We start from the raw sequence: 18,752 nt of genomic DNA, 5'->3' as shown, positions 1-18,752 counted from the left end.
TCCCCGTCGGCGGGCGATCGCTGACAGCGAACAGATCTCTCCCGCGAACGGGGGAACACACGGAGCCTCAAAAGCATTGAGTGGGTATTACTCAACTTGCCTGCCTAGGGAGAGATCATGGCTGCTGAGTCCCTGGAGTCCACACCGCTCACCCTGCCTGTGCTGCCCATCGACGCCGAGGACGGCGTCGTGCTGCCGGGAATGGTGGTGCCACTGGATCTCTCGGACAGCGACGTGAGGGCCGCCGTCGACGCCGCGAAGTCCGCCGCCTCGGACGCGCCGGACGGCGAGAAGCCCCGGGTGCTGCTCGTCCCCCGGGTCGAGGGGGCCTACGCCGAGATCGGCGTCGAGGGCAGGGTGGAGCAGATCGGACGCCTCGCCGACGGCGACCCCGGCGCACTGATCCGCGGCCTGCGGCGGATCCGCGTGGGCACCGGGACGACAGGGCCCGGAGCCGCCCTGTGGGTGGAGGGCACGCCGGTCACCGAGACGGCGCCCGAGCCCCTGCCCGGCCACGTCACCGAGCTGATGAAGGAGTACAAGGCCCTCATCACCGACTGGCTGCGCAAGCGCGGCGCCTGGCAGGTCGTCGACCGGGTGCAGCAGATCGACGACGTCGGCCAGCTCGCAGACAACGCGGGCTACTCCCCCTTCCTGACCACCGAACAGAAGCTCGAGCTGCTGGAGACCACCGAACCGGTCGAGCGGCTGAAGCTCGCCACGAAGGCCCTCCGAGACCACCTGGCCGAGCAGGACGTGGCCGAGTCCATCGCCAAGGACGTCCAGGAGGGCGTCGACAAGCAGCAGCGCGAGTTCCTGCTGCGGCGTCAGATGGAAGCGGTCCGCAAGGAACTGGCCGAGCTGAACGGCGACCCCGAGGACGAGAGCGAGGACTACCGTGCCCGCGTCGAGGCCGCCGACCTGCCCGAGGAGGTCAGGAAGGCCGCCCTCAAGGAGGTCGACAAGCTCGAACGCTCCAGCGACCAGTCCCCCGAGGGCAGCTGGATCCGCACCTGGCTCGACACCGTCCTGGAGATGCCCTGGAACGAGCGCACCGAGGACGCCTACGACATCTCCGGCGCCCAGGCCGTGCTGGACGCCGACCACGCCGGACTCCAGGACGTCAAGGAGCGCATCACCGAGTACCTGGCCGTACGCAAGCGGCGCGCCGAGCGCGGTCTCGGTGTGGTCGGCGGACGGCGCGGAGGCGCGGTGCTGGCGCTGACCGGGCCCCCCGGGGTCGGAAAGACCTCGCTCGGCGAGAGCGTCGCCCGCGCGATGGGCCGCAAGTTCGTCCGCGTCGCGCTCGGCGGCGTCCGCGACGAGGCCGAGATCCGCGGCCACCGGCGCACCTACGTCGGCGCCCAGCCCGGCCGCGTCGTACGGGCCATCAAGGAGGCCGGTTCGATGAACCCGGTCGTGCTGCTGGACGAGGTCGACAAGGTCGGCTCCGACTTCCGCGGTGACCCGGCGGCGGCCCTGCTGGAGGTGCTGGACCCGGCGCAGAACCACACCTTCAGGGACCACTACCTGGAGGTCGAGCTCGACCTGTCGGACGTCGTCTTCCTGGCCACGGCCAACGTTCTGGAAGCCATCCCGCAGCCGCTGCTGGACCGGATGGAGGTCGTCGAGCTCGACGGGTACACCGAGCACGAGAAGATCACCATCGCCCGCGACCACCTGGTGCCCCGTCAGCTGGAGCGCGCGGGCCTGGAGAGCGGCGAGGTCGCCTTCGACGAGGCGGCCCTGCGCAAGCTCGCCGCCGAGTACACCCGGGAGGCGGGCGTCCGCTCCCTGGAGCGGTCGGTGCAGCGGGTGCTGCGCAAGGTCGCCGCCAAGCACCAGCTGGGCGACGCGCAGTTGCCGTACACCGTCGGCGTGGACGAGCTGCGCGAGCTGATCGGCCGGCCACGGCACACCCCCGAGGCCGCACAGGACCCGGCCGAGCGCCGTACGGCGGTGCCGGGCGTGGCGACCGGACTGGCCGTCACCGGCGCGGGCGGTGACGTGCTCTTCGTCGAGGCGTCGCTGGCCGACCCGGAGACGGGTGCCTCCGGGCTCACCCTCACCGGCCAGCTCGGCGACGTGATGAAGGAGTCCGCGCACATCGCCCTGTCCTACCTGCGCTCGCGCGGCGCGGAGCTGGAGCTGCCGGTGGGCGACCTCAAGGAGCGCGGCATCCACCTGCACGTGCCGGCAGGTGCCGTGCCCAAGGACGGGCCCAGCGCCGGTGTCACCATGACGACGGCTCTTGCCTCGCTGCTCAGCGGACGCCAGGTACGGCCCGAGGTGGCGATGACCGGCGAGGTCTCACTGACCGGGCGGGTGCTGCCCATCGGCGGCGTCAAGCAGAAGCTCCTCGCCGCCCACCGCGCCGGGGTGACCACGGTGGTCATCCCCAAGCGGAACGAGCCCGACCTGGACGACGTTCCGGCCGAGGTGCTGGACGACCTCGACGTCCACCCCGTCTCCGACGTCCGCCAGGTGCTGGAGCTGGCCCTGACCCCCGCACAGACCCCTGCGCGGGAGACGCCGGTCGCGGCGTGACGGACGCGACCGGCAACAGAGTGGCCCCCACCGCAGGGTGGGGGCCACTCACGTACGAGGGCGCTCAGCCGCCGTTGGTGAAGACCATCAGCCGCCGTTGGCCAGAACCTTCAGTCGGTCCATCGCCCCATTGAAGTAGTCGTGGTCGCCCACGGTCGGGCCGGAGGAGGTGTACTGCCAGAAGGTCCAGAAGCCCCAGCCGGCCGGCAGGGTGCCCGGCGAGGAGGCGTAGCGGGCGATCCAGAGGGGGTTGGAGTTTCCGAAGGCGCTGGTGTTGCCGGTGCACTGCGTCCACCAGCTCGTGGTGGTGTAGATGACCGCGTCACGTCCGGTCCGCGCCTTGTACGTGCTGGTGAAGTCCCTGATCCAGTTCACCATCGCACTCTTGCTCAGGCCGTAGCAGGTGGCGCCGTAGGGGTTGTACTCGATGTCGAGCACGCCCGGCAGCGTCTTGCCGTCCTTGCTCCAGCCGCCGCCGTTGCTGGCGAAGTAGTTCGCCTGCGTGGCACCGCTGGAGGAGCTGGGCAGCGCGAAGTGGTAAGCGCCCCTTATCATGCCGACGTTGTAGGAGCCGTTGTACTGCTGTGCGAAGTAGGGGTTCTTGTAGCTGGTCCCCTCCGTCGCCTTGGAGTAGGCGAAGCGCACCCCGCTGTTCCACAGGGTCGACCAGGCGACGTTCCCCTGGTGGCTGCTGACGTCCACACCGTGGACCGTCGCGAGCAGACCCGCGCGCTTCTTGTCGGGCGGAGTGCCGTTGGTCGAGTCCGCCTCGTGCATCTGGACGCCCGCGCCCATCCAGGCTTCCCCGGGCTTGCCCGGCGCCTTGGGGTTGCTGCGCAGGCCCTCGGCGCCCTTGGCCGATTCCGTGGCCTTGCCGGACTCTGCGGCCGTGGCCGACTTCGTACCGCCGTCCTCGTTGTCGGGGACAGCCGACGCCGCCCCCGGGAGTGCCAGGACGAGCGCGAGAAGGGAGACGAACATCCCGATGACAGCCGCGATTCCGCGTCTGCGACGGGCCGTACCGGATCTGAAGCTGGGCATCGCTGCCTCCGGAGCCTCGGTGGTGGGGGTCTGGTACGTGCGTAGTATTTACCGACGTGGGGGGTTTTGCCCCGCGACGCGCGGAGCGACAACACGCCACTGGTGTGGTCATGTCAGGACGAAGGTACGCGCGTAGACCGGCCACGCGGAAGACGCCCCACCGTCTGCCGTTGGTCTACTCCTGCGAAATACTGGCGGAGCTGGGACGATCGGGCTGGCTGGAGATAAGTTTCTGCATGGAAAACCACGGAGACACCACTGACGTGCACAAGAACTCCACCGACTCCCCGAACGACGCCTCCGCGGTCGACCCAGTGGAGTCGTTCGGCCCCGAATGCCTGGACGTGGAGCGGGAGTTGGCCGTCTTCCTGCGCCGAGCGCGCGCATCGTCGGGTGAGATGGCCCGTCAGGTCCACCCGGATCTGGAGCCCGCCGCCTATGGGCTGCTGGTACGTCTCGAGGACGCCGGCGAGCAGCGGGCGACCGAGCTCGCCGGATACTTCGGCGTCGGCAAGGCGACGATAAGCCGCCAGCTGCAGGCGCTGCTCCAACTCGGACTGGTCGACCGGCGCCCCGACCCGGCCGACCGCCGCGCCTCACTCGTCCATCTCACCCCGGAGGGGCGCCGGCGCTTCACCCGCGTGCGGGACGCGCGCCGTCTGTCGTACGCCCGCAAGCTGGCCGCCTGGGACCGACGCGAGATCGCCGAGCTGGCCCGCCTGCTCCACCGCCTCAATTCGCTGGCGGACCAGGAGGAGTGAAGGGAGCGGGGGCCGGGGCTGGGGCAGCGGGCAGGGGCTCCTCACCGGGTCGCGGCCGCTCCGACCTCTCCCCTCAGCTCGTTCCGCAGTTCAGGGGTGAGCACATGGCCGGCCCGGCCCACGAAGAGGCCCATCTGATAGCCGACCGCCGCCAGGTCGCAGTCGGCCGCCGCGTGCACCCCGAGCAGCGAGCCGTCCCCGATGGCCATGACGAGCAGCGCGCCCTCGTCCATGGACACCATGGTCTGCTTCACCGCGCCACCCCCCATCAGATCGGCCGCGGCGAACGTCAGCGAGGCCACCCCGGAGACGAGGGCGGCCAGGTCGCCACTCGTGCCCCGGGGGCCGCGCGCCCGGGAACCCCTGCGCCGCCTGCGCACCGGCATCCCGGGCATCCCGTTCCGCGGTCCCTGCTGGTCGCCGGGCGGGTGTTCGCGCGGCTGTTCGTACGGCGGTCTGTACCGCTGCTCCTGGGGCTGTGCCGGCTCGGCGCCCAGTGTGACGGCTCCGTGCTCCATCCCCAGCGCCGGATCGGACGCCAGCAGCAGTAGCCCGTCCGACGAGACGACGGCCACGGACCGGATACCCGGCACCTCCTCGACCAGTTTGTCGAGGAGCCAGCGGAGGTTACGTGCCTCCGCGCTGCCGGACATCGCTGTGGTGAGCGGATTCACTTACGTGCCTCCTCGGCGGTACCACCGTCAACCTGCGCCCCCGCTCGATCTTCCGCATTGCCGGTGTCCTCAGTCTGCTCGTCCCGTGCGGCCTGGCCAGTCTGCCGGGCCGCACGCTGCTGCTTCTCGTGCTGCTTGTGCTGTTCGTGCTGGGCCTGCTTGCTGTGCTGGTCCTGTTGGGGCTCTTCGGCCTCGGCGGCGGAGCTGGGGGCTGAGGCGGCGGCGGTCACCCCGGTGTCCGGGCGCGCACCCGACTCCGACAGCCCCGCATCCGGCACACCCGCGTCCCGCAGGCCCTTCTTGGTGCCCTGCTGGAACCCGTCGAGCTTCCGCCGCAGCTCCTCCGCTGTGGCGCCGCCCTTGCGCGGACGGGGTGCGGACGGCTCATGCGCCGTCTCCCTGCGGACCCGCTGGGGCAGCCCCGGATGCACGGCGGAGCCCTGCGGCTCGGCCGGCTCGGCGGACGGTGCCGACTCGGCCGACTGTGCCGGTCCGTCTCCCGTCCTCTGTTCCGGGATCGGAGCCGCAGTTGGAGCCGGGATCGGAGCCGGGGCCTGGTCCTCGGCCCGGGTGTGCTCGTCGCCCTCCGGGGCGTGCTCGTCGCCAAGGGGGGCGTGCTCGTCCTCCGGCGCGCCGTTGTCGACCATCAGCGCACCCGGGACGGTCACATCGGCAACGGTGCCGCCGCCCTCCCGTGCGCGCAGCCGCACCCGTATCCCGTGCCGTGCCGAGAGCCGGGCGACCACATACATGCCCAGCCCCCAGGACTCGCCCGCTTCCTGCGCCGTCTCCTGCGCCGTCGTCAGGGTCAGCGGTTCGGCCAGCCAGGTGTTCAGCTCGGCGAGCCGCGATTCGGCGATGCCCTCGCCCTCGTCCTCCACGGACACCACGGCTTCGCCGGTCGCCCGCGTCCGGGCGCTCAGCAGGACCGCGGACTCGGTGGCGGAGAAAGCAGCCGCGTTGTCGAGAAGTTCGGCCACCAGGTGGCTCAGGTCGTCGGCCGCCGGACCGCTCACCCGCACATCGGGCGGGAGCGTCCCCAGCTCGACGCGTTCGTACTGCGCTATCTCACTGACAGCCGCGCGCAGCACGTCGAGCAACGGTGCAGGGCCGGCGGCCTCCGGGACTGCGCTGCGCTCCCCGCGCTCCGTACCCGTCAGCAGCAGCAGGTTCTCGCTGTGCCGCCGCATACGGGTGGCCAGGTGGTCCAGCTTGAACAGGGTCTCGAGCCGGTCGGGGTCGGCCTCCTTCTCCTCCAGCCCCTCGATGATGCCCAGCTGCTGCTCGACCAGCGTCAGCGTTCGGGTGCCCAAGTCGGCGAAGGTGCTGTGGTCCGCCGCCGGGCCGGCCGCGCGGGCTGTTTCGCCCACCCGGGTGTCGTCGGCCACAACGGCGCTTTTGTCGCGGGTGCTGCCGTGCGGTTGCCGGGCGGCCAACTGCTCGCGTGCCGTCTCCAGCTCGGTCCGCAGGGCGGCGAACTCCTCGCCCAGCAGCTGGTGCTTCTCCGTCAGCTTGGCCTTCTCGACCGCAAGCTCGTCCTGCTCGCGCTCCGCGCAGGCCGATCGGCGCTTCAGATCGGCAGCCGTGGTCCGCAGCGTGTTGAGTGCCCTCACCACATCGGCGAACTCGTCGTTCCGGCCCTTGAAGGTGATCGGCTCCTCGGCCGCAGGGTCCTGGGCGATCCGCTTCGAACCGCGCTTGAGCACCGACAGCGGACGGGTGAGCGAGCGGGCCGTGGCCACGCTGACCGCGACGGCGAGCAGCAGGCAGCCTCCCACCAGTCCGGCCCGCAGCTGCAGGGCCGTCACATCGTCGTCCCGCAGCCCCTCCAGCCGTTTGATCTCGGCGGCCGCGAACGACGACTGCACCCCTCGCATATGGGCGAGGCGGGCTGAGACGGAGCTGTCGAAGCGCTCCCGGTCCACAGCGCGGGCAGCGGGCGTGAGGCGGTTCTGCGCGGTGACGACCTTGAGATAGCGCTCGGCGACGTTGACGTCCGCGCCGTTGACCGTCGTGTTGTAGGTCTCGCGGGCCTTGGTGTCGGCCGTCTCCTCGAAGTCCGCCAGCGCTGCCTGCTCCCGTACGCGCGCCTGCCCGGCCGCCGTCACCAGGGAGCGCTGGGTTCCCTGCCCCGCGAGCGCCGCCTCCAGCAGGCCACGGGTGGCCGACGCCTGGTCCACGGCGCGTGCCAGGTCGGGGAGGGCCGCAGCCGTCCGGTTCTCAGCGCGGGCCGGCAGTCCGTCGGCGATGCCGCGGGTGAGCTGACGGAGTGTCTTGATGAGTGCGGAGTAGGACTCGTAGGCGTCCACCGGGCCGCCCTTGCCCGCCATGGCGCGCTTCCGGACGGCGGGCAGCTTCTTGAGGGCCTCGACGACCGTGGCGGGGGAGGCGGACGGTGCGGCGGACCCCGACGGTGCGGACGAGGCGGCCACCCGCAGCTCGCGGACCCGCCGGTCCACCCTGTCGCGCTGGGTCTCGGTGACGCCCGTACCGCCCTTGCCGCTGCGGCCGGCCGCGAGGTGCTCCACCATGCCGTCGCGCTCGTCCGCGAGGGAGTGGGACAGGGCGATGGCCTGCTGATCGAGCCGGGCCAGGTCCACGAGGTCCTGCGCGTCAGCGGCGTCCTGGGATCCGGCCACCAGGGTGGGCGCTCCCGCCGCCACGACGGCCACCGCACCTACCGCGACGGACATCAACAGCCTGTTGCGCACCCGCGCGCGCCGACGTCCCACCGGGGTGACCGTCTCCGCTTCCGCGGAGGGAGTGGCGCCGGGGCCGGTCGCCGTGGCCTGGGGAACGTCCGCACTGAGACGTTGCTTCTTCCGCACCCGCACTCGCAATCTCGTCCCGCCTCTCCCGGAGGGCCCGGGCGGCACAGTCCAACGTGTGTGGCGAGAGGGTGGCCCCGCCCCCGCGCCGGCACCCTCTGCGACCTTCGGTTCCCAGCTTTCTCTCCGGGCCTTGGGCCGCGCGGTGCTCCGCGGTGTCCCCACACTCGACGACCGACCTTGGCAGTGCGCTCCTGAGGCGGGTGAGAATCCCCTGCTGGGCCACCCGAAGGAGTGAACATCACTCCTCGGCGGCGGAACAACTCGGCCTGAGCCGGGCGCTGTCCGCACCTCGGGCGCTGGTTGGAAATCCGTCCTGCGTCCTGGCAGGATGCCTGCCGCACTTTGTGGAGGGTCTGATTCCGCTCTGTGGCCGGTCGTTTTCCGGCCGCCCTCGCCCGCCTGTGCCCGGGCGCCCGGCACCACCCGAGAGGGCCTCGACACCGTCGCACACACCTCCGAGGCGGGACGCGGAGCAGCCGTCACGGCCATCACCGGGCCGCTCGAAGATCGACGGTCCGGCAGACTGCCGCCATGCGCATCGACATGGTCACCGAACCCGGCAATCCTCAACGCCTCAACGAGGATTACGCGTCGGCCGCCCTGCCCGCCTCCGGCACCGGCGGAGCCCTCGTGGTGCTGGACGGTGTCACCCCGCCGGAGGGGGATGACGGGTGCAGCCACGGAGTGCCGTGGTTCGTGGCGCGGCTCGGCGGTGCCTTGCTCGAACTCGCCGGGACGCGCCGCGACATGGCCTTGGCCGAATGCCTCGCTGCCGCGGTGGCCCGCACGGCCGACGCCCATCGGGAGACATGTGATCTTTTTCACCCGCGTACCCCTCAGGCAACCGTCGTCGTGGCCCGCTGGGACGAGGAGCGCGTCGAACACCTGGTGCTGTCCGATTCCGCCCTCCTGGTCGAGGCCGCCGACGGCGCGGTCCGCCCCGTACTCGACCGGCGGCTGGCCGAACTGCCTCCCACCGTGCGGGCACTGCGCGACCGGGTACGCCGTACCGGTGAGGCCGCGGACCGCGCGGCCTACGTACGCGCCGTCGAGGGCCTGCGGAACGCCCCGGACGGCAGCGGTTTCTACACGGCCGCCGCAGACCCGGGCGTCGCGGCGCACGCGGTGACGGGCAGTGAGCCGAGGGCGGACGTCCGCGCCCTGCTCGCCCTCACCGACGGAGCCACCCGCTGGACGGAGACGTTCCATCTCGGCGACTGGACCGGGCTCTTCTCCCTCGTCCGCAAGGAAGGGCCGCGTGCCCTCGTCAACCGGGTCCGTACCGCCGAGTCGGAGCACGCGCCGCTGCGCGGAAAGCTGCACGACGACGCCACAGTGCTCCTCGCCGAACTGGAGTGAGGCCGACGCCCGCCTCCCGAACCCGCAGCCATGCGCCGGCTCAACCGGGCCCCGGGCCGCCGGTCCGGTCACCGTCCCCGGAGGCGGCCCACCCACTGCCGTCACCCTGATCCGCCTCACGCGCGCCGCCCGTCCGGGCGCACCGCACCGATGGGCGGGCTCGCGGCGAGCGGGGTCAGCCGCACCACGCTCCCCGGCCGGGGAGCGTGCACCACGCGTCCGCCTCCCGCGTACATGCCCACATGGGTCGCTCCCTTGAAATAGATCACCAGGTCGCCGGGGCGCAGCTCGTCCAGCGGCACCTTCGGCAGCCGGCGCCACTGCTCCTGGCTGGTCCGGGGAATGTCGCGGTTCGCATGGCGCCACGCCCGCCAGGTCAGTCCGGAGCAGTCGAAGGCGCGCGGCCCCTCGGCGCCCCATACATAGGGCTTGCCGACCTGCTTCAGCGCCCAGTGGAGAGCTTTCCGTCCCTGTGCCGAGGCCGAGCCCCTGGCACCGCTGGGGTCCAGCGCGCCCGAGGCCACCAACTTCTGCTGTGCGGCGTCAGCGCGGTCCTGCTCCAGCTCGTCCAGGCGAGCGCGCTGGTTCCCGGTCAGCGAGGAGAGCAGCCGTTCGACCTTCCGCAGCCGCTTGCGCACCTCGTTGCGCTGCTCCTTCTTCCGCTTCGCCAGCCGCTCCTGCCGCGCCAGTGCCTCCCGCGCCCGTTTGGCCGCAGCCGCGTGCCGCCGTGTGCCGTCGCTCAGCCTCCGTACCGTGGCCGCCTGGTCGCCGGCGGCCCGCTTCAGCAGATGCCTTCGCTCCAGCAGCCGGTGGGGGTCCCGGGCGAGCAGCATCTGCACCGTGGGCGGGAGTCCGGTGCCCTCGCCCCGGTACTGCTGGCGGGCCAGCTCACCGGCCCGCCGCCGCTCGGCCGCCAGCGTGGAGCGGGCCCGCGAGAGCTGGGCCTGCGCCCGGCGGGTCGCCGCCCGCTGGGTCTTCAGCTTCTCCGCCGTACGGTTGTACGCCTCTGACGCCTCCTCAGTGCGCTGATACAGCATTCCCAGCTGACCCAGCAGTTCGCTGACCGACTTGCGCCCCACGTCGGGTGGCCCCGGCGCAGGCCCGGGTCCCGGCGTGCCGGGCGCCCTCGCACCCGCCGCATGCGCGGAGCCGAGACCGGGGGCGGCGGGCACCAGCACGGCCACGGCCGCCAGCACGAGCCCGGCCGACACCGCGCCGATGCCCGGCCCGGGCACGCCGTCCGGCCGCCGTCGGCACCCCGCCCGGCCCCGTCCGCTCACCGGCCGCCCTCCTCGGCGAGCCGGCCACGCCTTCGTCTGCCACAACGCCCTCAACACCGCACACCTCGTTCCCGAGCGGCGTCTCCCCGTCATCGACCGCTCTGCGGCGATCGTGGCACGGCCGAGGCCACCGGCTCAGGACGAGCTGAGCGGCTGGGCGGACGTCTCTCACCCGATCGAGACAACGGCGAACCCGCATCCGGGCCGGTGGCCTTCGCCGATGCCCGGCCGCACCCCGGAGGGCGATGCGGCCCCGGTCCGGCCGCGTCCCTGGTTACGCGGTCGCTCTCGCCCCGGTATGGCACCGACGAGCGGAAATCGCCGGTCCCTACCGCTGCCGTGCCGCCGTGTCCAGCACCCTCGGCCGCGCCGTCTTCACCCGCAGGAGTGACGGGGGCGGGGTGGCAGCTCACGCGCACCGCAGCTCAGCGGCCCTCAGGCCCCTCCGCCTTCAGGACCCTCAGGCCCCTCAGGCCCCTCAAGCCTCAGGCCCTCGGCCCCTCAGCGGCCCCAGCCCCACCGCCCGGCCAGGGCCCGGGCCTCGTCCGCACGACTGCCGATCTCGTGGAGATACGGCTCCGGAAGCCACTCCCGTGCCGGGCGGTTCGCGGTGCCCGAGATATCCAGCGTGTGCGCCAGCGACTCCGGGTGCGGGCGGGTCTCGGGCGCTTTGTGCAGGCAGGCGAGCAGCGGCACGCACAGCGAGTCGGGCACCCCCGCCAGATCCGCGCCCTCCCACGCCGAGGGCAGCGCGCTGCCCTCGAACGGGTGCCGGGCACTCGCTGCCAGTGCCAGCACGGTGCCCAGCGCGAAGACGTCCTCGGCCCTCCGCGCCGACGGCCCGAAGCCCGCAGCGCCGACGGCCGCCGAGCGTCTGCCCAGCGCGATGCCGTAGTCCACCAGGCGCGGCCCGTCGGCCGTCAGCAGTACATTCGCGGCCCGCAGGTCACCGTGTGCCGTTCCGGCAGCGTCCAGCGCGGCCAGGGCACGGGCGAGGGCCCCGCCCAGCGCCCGGACGGACATCTCCGGCAGCGGCCCGTAACTGGCCACCAGTGCGGACAGCGCAACCCCCGGCACGAACGCCTCGGCGATCCACGGGTGCTCGCTGTCGAGTTCGCAGCCGAACGCGTCGGCGACGAAGGGGCTGTCGACGGCGTCGGCGACCCGCGCCGTCTCCTGCCGCAACCGCGCCCTCAGCTGCCGGTCGCGCAACAGTTCGGGGCGTACGGCGCGCACCGCCGCCGCCCTTTTGCGCGCGCCCCGTCGAGGGGCGCCCTTGCCCAGGTAGACGGTGCCCGCCCCACCGTGTCCGAGGACTCCGAAGAGCCGGAAGGGGCCGAGCCGCCGAGGGTCCGTCTCGCGCAGTCGCGCGATGCCTTCGATCACGCCAGCAGGAAACCTTCTCCCTGTGACGCTGTCCAGGCTGCGCGATGCCTCCCCGGGCACCTCCACCGGCGTCGCGCGGAGCGGGCCCGCGGGCGACCGGTCCAGACCACTGGCGTCAACTGCTGCGCCGCTTGCGCCACGGCAGCCGCTCCAGCGGGCTCTTGGTGGGCCGTCCTTCGGGTTCGTAGACGTACTTCCAGCCTCGCGGCAGCCCCAGGCGGTTCACGGCGGCGGGTTCGAGCCGGTAGACGTGGACCACGGTCGGGCCGCCCTCCGGGTCGGGCACCGGCACCTCGTAGCTGCGCGGCGGCCTGCCGGTCGGTCCCAGGGGAACGGAGAGTGTCCGTCCGTCCAGCGGTCCGCCACTGAAGGAGGTCTCCTCGCTGCGCACCGTCTCAGACCGTTCCGCTGTCGGAGCCGGCGGCAACCACCGCGCGGTCGCCGGAGCCCGCCCTCGGCGCACTTTCCTCTTGGGAGGCGCACGAGTCGGCCTGGGAGGCGCACGGATCCGCCCCGTTCCGCGCGGCACTGGAGTCGCCGTCCTCGGACACCCCCTCGCCCCGGCAGCCGGAGCGGGACTGCTCGCCGCGAGCCGGGTCCGGGCCGCAGGGCTGGGCGAGCTGCCGGGCTCCAGGTCCCTGCTCGCCCAGCCGGTCCATGGGGTTGACCAGCGCGCAGGACGTCAGCGACAGGCAGCCGCAGCCGATGCAGTCGGTGAGGTGGTCGCGCAGCTGCTCCATGAGGGCGATCCGCTGGTTGAGGTCTTCTCGCCAGCACTCCGAGACGGCCGCCCAGTCGTCCCTGGTGGGCGTACGGCCCTCCGGCAGCAGGGCGAGCGCGTCCCGGATGGCGGCGAGCGGCAGGCCGAGCCGCTGGGATGCCCGGATGAAGGCGACGCGGCGCAGCGTGTCGCGGCTGTAGCGGCGCTGGTTGCCCGTGGTACGGCGGCTGGTGATGAGCCCCTCGCGCTCGTAGAAGCGCAGGGTGGACGTGGCCACGCCGGCACGCTCCGCCAGCTCTCCGACGGTGGCTTCCTTGGCCTTCCATGACAGCTGAGTCGGCATGGGCTCAGCCTAGACCAGGCTTCAAGTAATCTTTAAGTCTCAGTGCGCGGCGGCCCGGTACGCACCCCGCAGCGCGTACGCCCCAGGCGCACCCTCACAGCAGGTGCCCTGAGTCGGAGACCACCGGCAGTACCCGGCGCACCAGCTGTGTGACGGCACCGTCGGGCTCCTCCAACGCCAGCGCCCGCCGGGTCGCGGCAGCGGTCTGCGGGTCGGCGGCCGCCGTTGCAATCAGTACGGCGACGAAGTGGTCGACCAGCCAGTCCCGCAGCTCCGGCAGCGGGGGCTGCTTGCCCTCGTCCAGCCAGATCAGCGAGGCGGCCTCCACGGCGGAGATCCACGTCCGTACGGCCAACCGCAGTCGCGGTGACCCATGGCCCTGGCTGCCTTGCTCGGCTTCCAGGTGGGAGAGGATCTGCTCGGCGGCGTCCCTGCGCACCTCGTCGACAATGGCGTTCGTGCGGGAGGTCTCCACCACGCTGCCGCCCTGCAGCAGTGCCATGAAACCCGCGTCGTGCTCGTCGACGAAGGCCAGGTAGCGGTCCAGCGCACGGGCCAGCCGCGTGGTGAGCGGGCCGGTGGGCGGCTCGGCGAAGCACTGTTCGAGCTGATCGGCGGCGCTGCGCAGAGCGGCCTCGTACAGCTGCTGTTTGCCGCCGGGGAAGTAGCGGTAGACCAGCGGTCGCGACACCCCCGCCGAGACCGCCACGTCGTCCAGCGACACATCCTCCGGCGGCCGGTGTGCGAACAGGCTCAGCGCGTGCCCGAGCAGTTGGTTGCGCCGCTCGTGCACGCTCAGCCTGCGATACGCCGGGGCGGTGCCGCTGCTGCTCATGCAGTGCAGCGTAACTGTCCCGGCGGCGTCGGTGTTCGCCCCGGGCCCCTGAGTCCCGCACAGCTGCTTCACAGGGCTCTCATGAACCGCCCACGGCCCCTGGGGGTCACTTGGCCAGCAGTCCGGAACTGACCCACAGCTTGCGGCCGACGCCTCGCAGTACGCCGATGTCGTCCAGGAAGTCGGTCAGCCGCTTGGCTCCTGTCTGCATGACCTCGCGGCGGTGGCCGCTGGCCTTCACCTGGGCGACGGCCTCCTTCTTGTTCAGTCCGACGTTCTCGTAGACCTGCGGATTGACGAAGGAGATCGAGAAGACGCGGGCTGCCTCGCCCGAGCTGACGCGGGTCAGCTCGGCCTCCCACCGCGGGCACTTGACCATCTGACGGCGCAGCTCCTCGCGCGCGTAGCGCACATGCCGCGCCTCCTCGATGACGTGGATCCGCGTGACACCGCGCACCAGCGGCTGGACGCGCTCGTCCGGGAAGGTGAGCCGCTGCATCCAGTCCAGGATCTCCTCGCCCAGCAGTGTCGCGGTGAACGAACCGGGCGTGGTGGAGACGGTCTTCAGGAGCCTCGCCATGTTGTGGTGCAGCCGGGAGACGGGATACGCGGGCGCCCCGCCCCGCTTGATCATGCGTGCGAACATCATCGAGTGTCGGCACTCGTCGGCTATCTCGGTCAGTGCGTAGCGGACGTGGTTGCTGGTCAGCGGCTTGTCGTAGATGTGCCGTACCAGCAGCTGCATCAGGATGACCTCGAACCAGATGCCCAGTGAGGCGAGCGAGGCCGCCTCGTGGCGGGCCAGGTCCATCCGCTGCTCCTCGGACATCCGCTTCCACAGCGGGGTGTCGTAGAGCGACACCAGCTCCGGTGGCCAGAACCACTTGCCGTCCTCGAACGGGGCCTCCCAGTCGAGTTCGGTGTCCGGGTCGAACGAGTGCTTCCTGGAGGACTCGAGGAGGCGCTCGGCGACCTGCTCGCGGTCCTTGAGCAGACCGAGGGCGTCCCTGAGCACCTCGCGTTCCATGTCGGCGATGTCAGGCGCTGTCGTCATGCTGGGCACCTCTTCGTTGCGGGTGCCGGCGATCTCGTACGAGTGTTACCGGCGGTCACCTCTACTGTCATCTCTTATGAGACTGCCTGTCAGCAAGGACGTCAATCCCCCGCGCGCGACTTGTTGACCGGGCGGTAACACGCGTGTGAGCCTGCCAACTACCCGCCCGTACGGAGCAATCCGGGACCCGTCCCGATCCCGTGCCGGGCAGTTCGTGGACTGAAGGAGATGTCCGTGTCCTCACACGATCTCTATACGCACGCGACCGACACCCCCCTCTGGCAGATCCCCGCCTCCGGCAGTGCCCGCTTCTCCTGGGAGTACGACGACGGGCGCGACCGCCTGCTGGCCCTCTACCAGAAGGGCAAGGACAAGCAGTGGGACGGACAGCGCCGCATCGACTGGGACCTGGAGGTCGACCCGAACGACCCGCTGGGCACCCCCGACGAGGCCATGACGCTCTACGGGACGCCCTACTGGGACAAGATGAGCGAGGCCGAACGCGGCGAACTGCGCCAGCACTACGCCTCATGGCAGTTCAGCCAGTTCCTGCACGGCGAACAGGGCGCCATGGTGTGCGCCGCACGGATCGTGGAGTCCGTGCCCGACATGGACGCGAAGTTCTACTCGGCGACACAGACCATGGACGAGGCCCGGCACGCCGAGATCTACGGCCGCTTTCTCCACGAGAAGGTCGGCATGCTCTACCCGATCAACGACAACCTCCAGTCGCTCCTCGGCGACACCCTGAGCGACTCCCGCTGGGACATGCCCTACCTCGGCATGCAGGTGCTGATCGAGGGCCTGGCACTGGCCGCCTTCGGCATGATCCGGGACACCACCGACAAGCCGCTGCCCAAGCAGATCCTCGCCTACGTCATGCAGGACGAGGCCCGCCATGTCGCCTTCGGCCGGATGGCGCTGCGGGACTACTACAAGCAGCTGTCCGACGCCGAACTGCGCGAGCGCGAGGAGTTCGTCGTAGAGGGCTGCTATCTGATGCGCGACCGCCTCAAGGGCGCCGAGGTGCTGGAGAACTTCGGTATCCCACGGGCCGAGGCCGACACCCTCAGCGAGCAGTCGCAGTACACGCAGCTCTTCCGCAAGCTCCTCTTCAGCCGCATCGTCCCCTGTGTGCGGGACATCGGCCTATGGGGTGAACGCCTCCAGCGGGCCTATGTCGACATGGGCGTCTTCGAGATGGGCAACCAGAACCTCGACCTGCTGATGGCACAGGACGAGGAGATCGCCGAGAAGCTGGACGCCGAGCGCTTCGCCGCCGAGGAAGCCGAACGGACGGCTGAGGTGGCCGAAGCCATCGAGGAGGGCAAGACTCAGGTGTAGCCCAACCGGCACTTCGCCGGCTCGCGGAGATGCCGGCACTCCTGAGGAGGACGGCCATGGCACGCGCTGTCGGAATCGACCTCGGCACCACCAACTCGGTGGTCAGCGTCCTGGAAGGCGGCGATCCCACGGTCGTCGTCAACGCCGAGGGTGCCAGGACCACGCCGTCCGTGGTGGCCTTCGCCAAGGGCGGCGAGGTGCTCACGGGTGAGGTCGCCAAGCGGCAGGCGGTCACCAACGTCGACCGCACCGTCCGCTCCGTCAAGCGCCACATGGGTGAGGCGAGCTGGCGCTTCCCGGAGTCCGGCAGTATCGACGGCAAGTCCTTCACGGCCCAGGAGATCTCGGCCCGCGTCCTGCAGAAGCTCAAGCGGGACGCGGAGAGCTACCTCGGGCAGGACGTCACCGACGCCGTCATCACCGTCCCCGCGTACTTCAACGACGCGCAGCGGCAGGCCACCAAGGAGGCCGGCGAGATCGCGGGTCTGAAGGTGCTGCGCATCATCAACGAGCCCACTGCGGCCGCACTGGCCTACGGGCTCGACAAGGAGGAGGAGCAGACGGTCCTCGTCTTCGACCTCGGAGGCGGCACGTTCGATGTGTCGCTGCTGGAGATCGGCGAGGGGGTGCTGGAGGTGAAGGCCACAGCGGGCGACACCCACCTGGGCGGTGACGACTGGGACCAGCGCGTCGTCGACCATCTGGTCAAACGCTTCCAGTCCGGCCACGGCGTGGACCTGTCCAAGGACAGGATGGCCGTCCAGCGGCTGCGCGAGGCCGCGGAGAAGGCGAAGATCGAGCTGTCCTCGTCCACCGAGACGACGATCAACCTGCCCTACATCACCGCAACGGCCGAGGGTCCGCTGCACCTGGACGAGCAGATGTCCCGAACGCAGTTCCAGCAGTTGACCGAAGACCTGCTTGAGCGGTGCAAGACGCCGTTCCACCAGGCGGTGAACGACGCGAACGTCGAGCTGTCCGACATCAACCATGTGATCCTGGTCGGCGGCTCCACCCGGATGCCCGCGGTGACGGAACTGGTCAAGGAGCTCACCGGGCGGGACCCGCACAAGGGTGTGAACCCGGACGAGGTGGTCGCCATCGGTGCGTCCCTCCAGGCCGGTGTCCTCAAGGGTGAGGTCAAGGATGTCCTGCTGCTGGACGTCACCCCGCTGTCCCTCGGTATCGAGACCAAGGGCGGCATCATGACCAAGCTGATCGAGCGCAACACCACGATCCCGACCAAGCGCTCGGAGACCTTCACCACCGCCGAGGACAACCAGCCCTCGGTGCAGATCCAGGTCTTCCAGGGCGAGCGGGAGATCGCGGCGTACAACAAGAAGCTCGGCATGTTCGAGCTGACCGGTCTGCCCCCGGCCCCGCGGAATGTGCCGCAGATCGAGGTCACCTTCGACATCGACGCCAACGGGATCATGCACGTCTCCGCCAAGGACCTGGGGACGGGCAAGGAACAGAAGATGCAGGTCACCGGCGGCTCCAGCCTCCCCAAGGAAGACATCGACCGTATGGTGCGCGAGGCGGAGCAGTACGCCGAGGAGGACCACAAGCGCCGCGAGGCAGCCGAGACCCGCAACCAGGCCGAGCAGCTCGCCTACCAGACCGAACGCCTGCTGGCCGACACGGCCGAGGGCGCGGTTCCCGCCGAGACCCGGACCGAGGTGGAGACGGCGCTCACCGATCTCAAGGCGAAGCTGGCCGAGACGCCCGACGACCCGTCCCGCGCAGGCGAGCACACCGCGAGCCTGCGCCAGGCCGTCGACCGTACGACGGCGGCTGCCCAGAAGATCGGCACGGCGATGTACGCGCAGGCGCGGGAGGGGCGGCAGGACGGCACAGGCGGCACAGGCGCACAGACAGCTGGGGAGGGGGCCCAGGGGTCCGGAGAGGGCGCACAGGAGGGCGGCGGCGCTGCGGGGCGGGACGAGGACGTGGTGGACGCCGAGATCGTCGACGACGAGCAGACCGGCGGCTCCTCCGGGCCGGGCGCCGGTCGGGAGGGGAGCGAGGGCGGCGGCAGCGGGGCGCCCGGCAGCGAGGGCGGCCCGGGGGAGCGCTGACGAGCGGGCGGGTCAGTCCCCGAACCAGCTCGCCGCATCCAGCCGGAAGGCCGCCGGGCCCACCACGGTCTCCAGCGCGTCCTCGAGCTCTGTCAGCCGCTCCCGGCCCAACTGGTCGGTCCAGCGGCCGCGCAGTTCCTCGAAGACCGCCGCGGAGAGCTCCAGCGCGTCCCGGCCCCGGCCGGTGAGCCTGACCAGCTTGCGCCGTGCGTCAGCGGGATCGGCGACCCGTTCCGCGTAGCCCAGCGCAGCTAGCCGGTCCACGGTCTTGCCCGCCGCCTGCTTGGAGACTCCCAGCCGCCGTCCCAGCTCGCTCGCCGTCACTCCGTCCCGTCCGATGGCCTGCATCGCGAAGCCGTGTGCCGGGCGCATTTCCGGGTGGCCGTGGTCGGCCAGCTCCGTGTGCAGCTGGTCGATGAGCGACCTGAACCCGGCGAACAGCAGCAACGGCAGCTCGAATCCCCACCGCTCCCGCTCAGACACGACAGCCCTCGACAA

General features: G+C 71.2%; 15 protein-coding genes. 5 read left to right on the top strand and 10 right to left on the bottom strand.

Translation table 11 applies throughout. The annotated features are described in order from the left end of the window. Nucleotides 1–117: 117 nt before the first annotated feature. Nucleotides 118–2,547 carry an endopeptidase La gene (lon, locus tag HC362_RS10000; RefSeq protein WP_243083564.1) on the top strand — a complete coding sequence of 810 codons (2,430 nt, stop codon included), beginning with the start codon at nt 118–120 and terminating at the stop codon, nt 2,545–2,547. A gap of 87 nt (nt 2,548–2,634) precedes the next feature. Here the strand turns inward: lon and HC362_RS09995 are convergent, their stop codons facing one another. Further along, complete coding sequence (locus HC362_RS09995) at nt 2,635–3,588, bottom strand: lysozyme (protein ID WP_243083563.1); 954 nt, start codon at nt 3,586–3,588, stop codon at nt 2,635–2,637. A 236-nt stretch (nt 3,589–3,824) separates the two neighbouring features. Between HC362_RS09995 and HC362_RS09990 the strand changes: the two genes are divergently transcribed. Continuing rightward, nucleotides 3,825–4,349: a MarR family transcriptional regulator gene (locus HC362_RS09990; protein ID WP_243083561.1), complete on the top strand. Its 525-nt coding sequence runs from the start codon at nt 3,825–3,827 to the stop codon at nt 4,347–4,349. A gap of 41 nt (nt 4,350–4,390) precedes the next feature. Here HC362_RS09990 and HC362_RS09985 read toward each other — a convergent pair whose 3' ends face one another. Both HC362_RS09985 and HC362_RS09980 read right to left on the bottom strand, forming a co-directional pair. After that, nucleotides 4,391–5,002, bottom strand: a complete 612-nt coding sequence (locus HC362_RS09985; protein WP_347568534.1) for a roadblock/LC7 domain-containing protein — start codon at nt 5,000–5,002, stop codon at nt 4,391–4,393. 17 nt (nt 5,003–5,019) lie between these two features. Then, a complete protein-coding gene (locus tag HC362_RS09980; protein ID WP_243083559.1) occupies nt 5,020–7,716 on the bottom strand; it encodes a nitrate- and nitrite sensing domain-containing protein in 2,697 nt (898 codons plus the stop codon). Between the two features lie 669 nt (nt 7,717–8,385). Here HC362_RS09980 and HC362_RS09975 point away from each other — a divergent pair. Next, on the top strand, nt 8,386–9,213 hold the full coding sequence (locus HC362_RS09975) for a protein phosphatase 2C domain-containing protein (RefSeq protein WP_243083557.1): 828 nt from the start codon (nt 8,386–8,388) through the stop codon (nt 9,211–9,213). Between the two features lie 116 nt (nt 9,214–9,329). On the opposite strand, the gene HC362_RS09970 is transcribed toward HC362_RS09975, so the two are convergent. The 6 genes from HC362_RS09970 to HC362_RS09945 all read right to left on the bottom strand — a co-directional run bounded on the left by HC362_RS09970 (nt 9,330) and on the right by HC362_RS09945 (nt 14,832). Then, nucleotides 9,330–10,493, bottom strand: coding sequence for a C40 family peptidase (locus HC362_RS09970; RefSeq protein WP_243083556.1), 1,164 nt, complete (start codon nt 10,491–10,493; stop codon nt 9,330–9,332). Nucleotides 10,494–10,994: 501 nt separating this feature from the next. After that, nucleotides 10,995–11,879 (bottom strand): protein kinase, encoded by an 885-nt coding sequence (locus tag HC362_RS09965; protein ID WP_243083554.1) that lies wholly within the window; start codon nt 11,877–11,879, stop codon nt 10,995–10,997. 115 nt (nt 11,880–11,994) lie between these two features. Further along, nucleotides 11,995–12,270, bottom strand: coding sequence for a hypothetical protein (locus tag HC362_RS09960; RefSeq protein ID WP_243083552.1), 276 nt, complete (start codon nt 12,268–12,270; stop codon nt 11,995–11,997). A gap of 4 nt (nt 12,271–12,274) precedes the next feature. After that, nucleotides 12,275–12,943, bottom strand: coding sequence for a redox-sensitive transcriptional activator SoxR (gene soxR / locus HC362_RS09955; RefSeq protein ID WP_243083550.1), 669 nt, complete (start codon nt 12,941–12,943; stop codon nt 12,275–12,277). 94 nt (nt 12,944–13,037) lie between these two features. Further along, complete coding sequence (locus HC362_RS09950) at nt 13,038–13,778, bottom strand: TetR/AcrR family transcriptional regulator (protein WP_243083549.1); 741 nt, start codon at nt 13,776–13,778, stop codon at nt 13,038–13,040. A gap of 106 nt (nt 13,779–13,884) precedes the next feature. Further along, nucleotides 13,885–14,832 carry a diiron oxygenase gene (locus tag HC362_RS09945; protein ID WP_243083548.1) on the bottom strand — a complete coding sequence of 316 codons (948 nt, stop codon included), beginning with the start codon at nt 14,830–14,832 and terminating at the stop codon, nt 13,885–13,887. Nucleotides 14,833–15,060: 228 nt separating this feature from the next. On the opposite strand from HC362_RS09945, the gene HC362_RS09940 reads away from it, so the two are divergent. Both HC362_RS09940 and dnaK read left to right on the top strand, forming a co-directional pair. Next, on the top strand, nt 15,061–16,176 hold the full coding sequence (locus HC362_RS09940; RefSeq protein WP_243083547.1) for a ferritin-like domain-containing protein: 1,116 nt from the start codon (nt 15,061–15,063) through the stop codon (nt 16,174–16,176). A gap of 56 nt (nt 16,177–16,232) precedes the next feature. Next, nucleotides 16,233–18,254 (top strand): molecular chaperone DnaK, encoded by a 2,022-nt coding sequence (gene dnaK, locus HC362_RS09935; RefSeq protein ID WP_243083546.1) that lies wholly within the window; start codon nt 16,233–16,235, stop codon nt 18,252–18,254. A gap of 12 nt (nt 18,255–18,266) precedes the next feature. Here dnaK and HC362_RS09930 read toward each other — a convergent pair whose 3' ends face one another. Beyond that, entirely contained in the window at nt 18,267–18,737 is a 471-nt protein-coding gene (locus tag HC362_RS09930; protein WP_243083544.1) for a MarR family transcriptional regulator, read from the bottom strand. Nucleotides 18,738–18,752: the final 15 nt, after the last annotated feature.

Origin of the sequence: Streptomyces sp. 891-h (assembly GCF_022760275.1) — a bacterium.
In the GTDB taxonomy this organism is placed as follows: Bacteria; Actinomycetota; Actinomycetes; order Streptomycetales; family Streptomycetaceae; genus Streptomyces; species Streptomyces spirodelae.
The sequence above is the reverse complement of the archived record's forward strand: the minus strand, read 5'-3'. Positions and strand labels throughout refer to the sequence as shown.

Coding starts and splice junctions, on each gene's coding strand:
- lon (WP_243083564.1), top strand. CDS start 118: ATGGCTGCTGAGTCCCTGGAGTCCACACCGCTCACCCTGCCTGTGCTG.
- HC362_RS09995 (WP_243083563.1), bottom strand. CDS start 3,588: ATGCCCAGCTTCAGATCCGGTACGGCCCGTCGCAGACGCGGAATCGCG.
- HC362_RS09990 (WP_243083561.1), top strand. CDS start 3,825: ATGGAAAACCACGGAGACACCACTGACGTGCACAAGAACTCCACCGAC.
- HC362_RS09985 (WP_347568534.1), bottom strand. CDS start 5,002: ATGTCCGGCAGCGCGGAGGCACGTAACCTCCGCTGGCTCCTCGACAAA.
- HC362_RS09980 (WP_243083559.1), bottom strand. CDS start 7,716: ATGTCCGTCGCGGTAGGTGCGGTGGCCGTCGTGGCGGCGGGAGCGCCC.
- HC362_RS09975 (WP_243083557.1), top strand. CDS start 8,386: ATGCGCATCGACATGGTCACCGAACCCGGCAATCCTCAACGCCTCAAC.
- soxR (WP_243083550.1), bottom strand. CDS start 12,943: ATGCCGACTCAGCTGTCATGGAAGGCCAAGGAAGCCACCGTCGGAGAG.
- HC362_RS09950 (WP_243083549.1), bottom strand. CDS start 13,778: ATGAGCAGCAGCGGCACCGCCCCGGCGTATCGCAGGCTGAGCGTGCAC.
- HC362_RS09945 (WP_243083548.1), bottom strand. CDS start 14,832: ATGACGACAGCGCCTGACATCGCCGACATGGAACGCGAGGTGCTCAGG.
- HC362_RS09940 (WP_243083547.1), top strand. CDS start 15,061: ATGTCCGTGTCCTCACACGATCTCTATACGCACGCGACCGACACCCCC.
- dnaK (WP_243083546.1), top strand. CDS start 16,233: ATGGCACGCGCTGTCGGAATCGACCTCGGCACCACCAACTCGGTGGTC.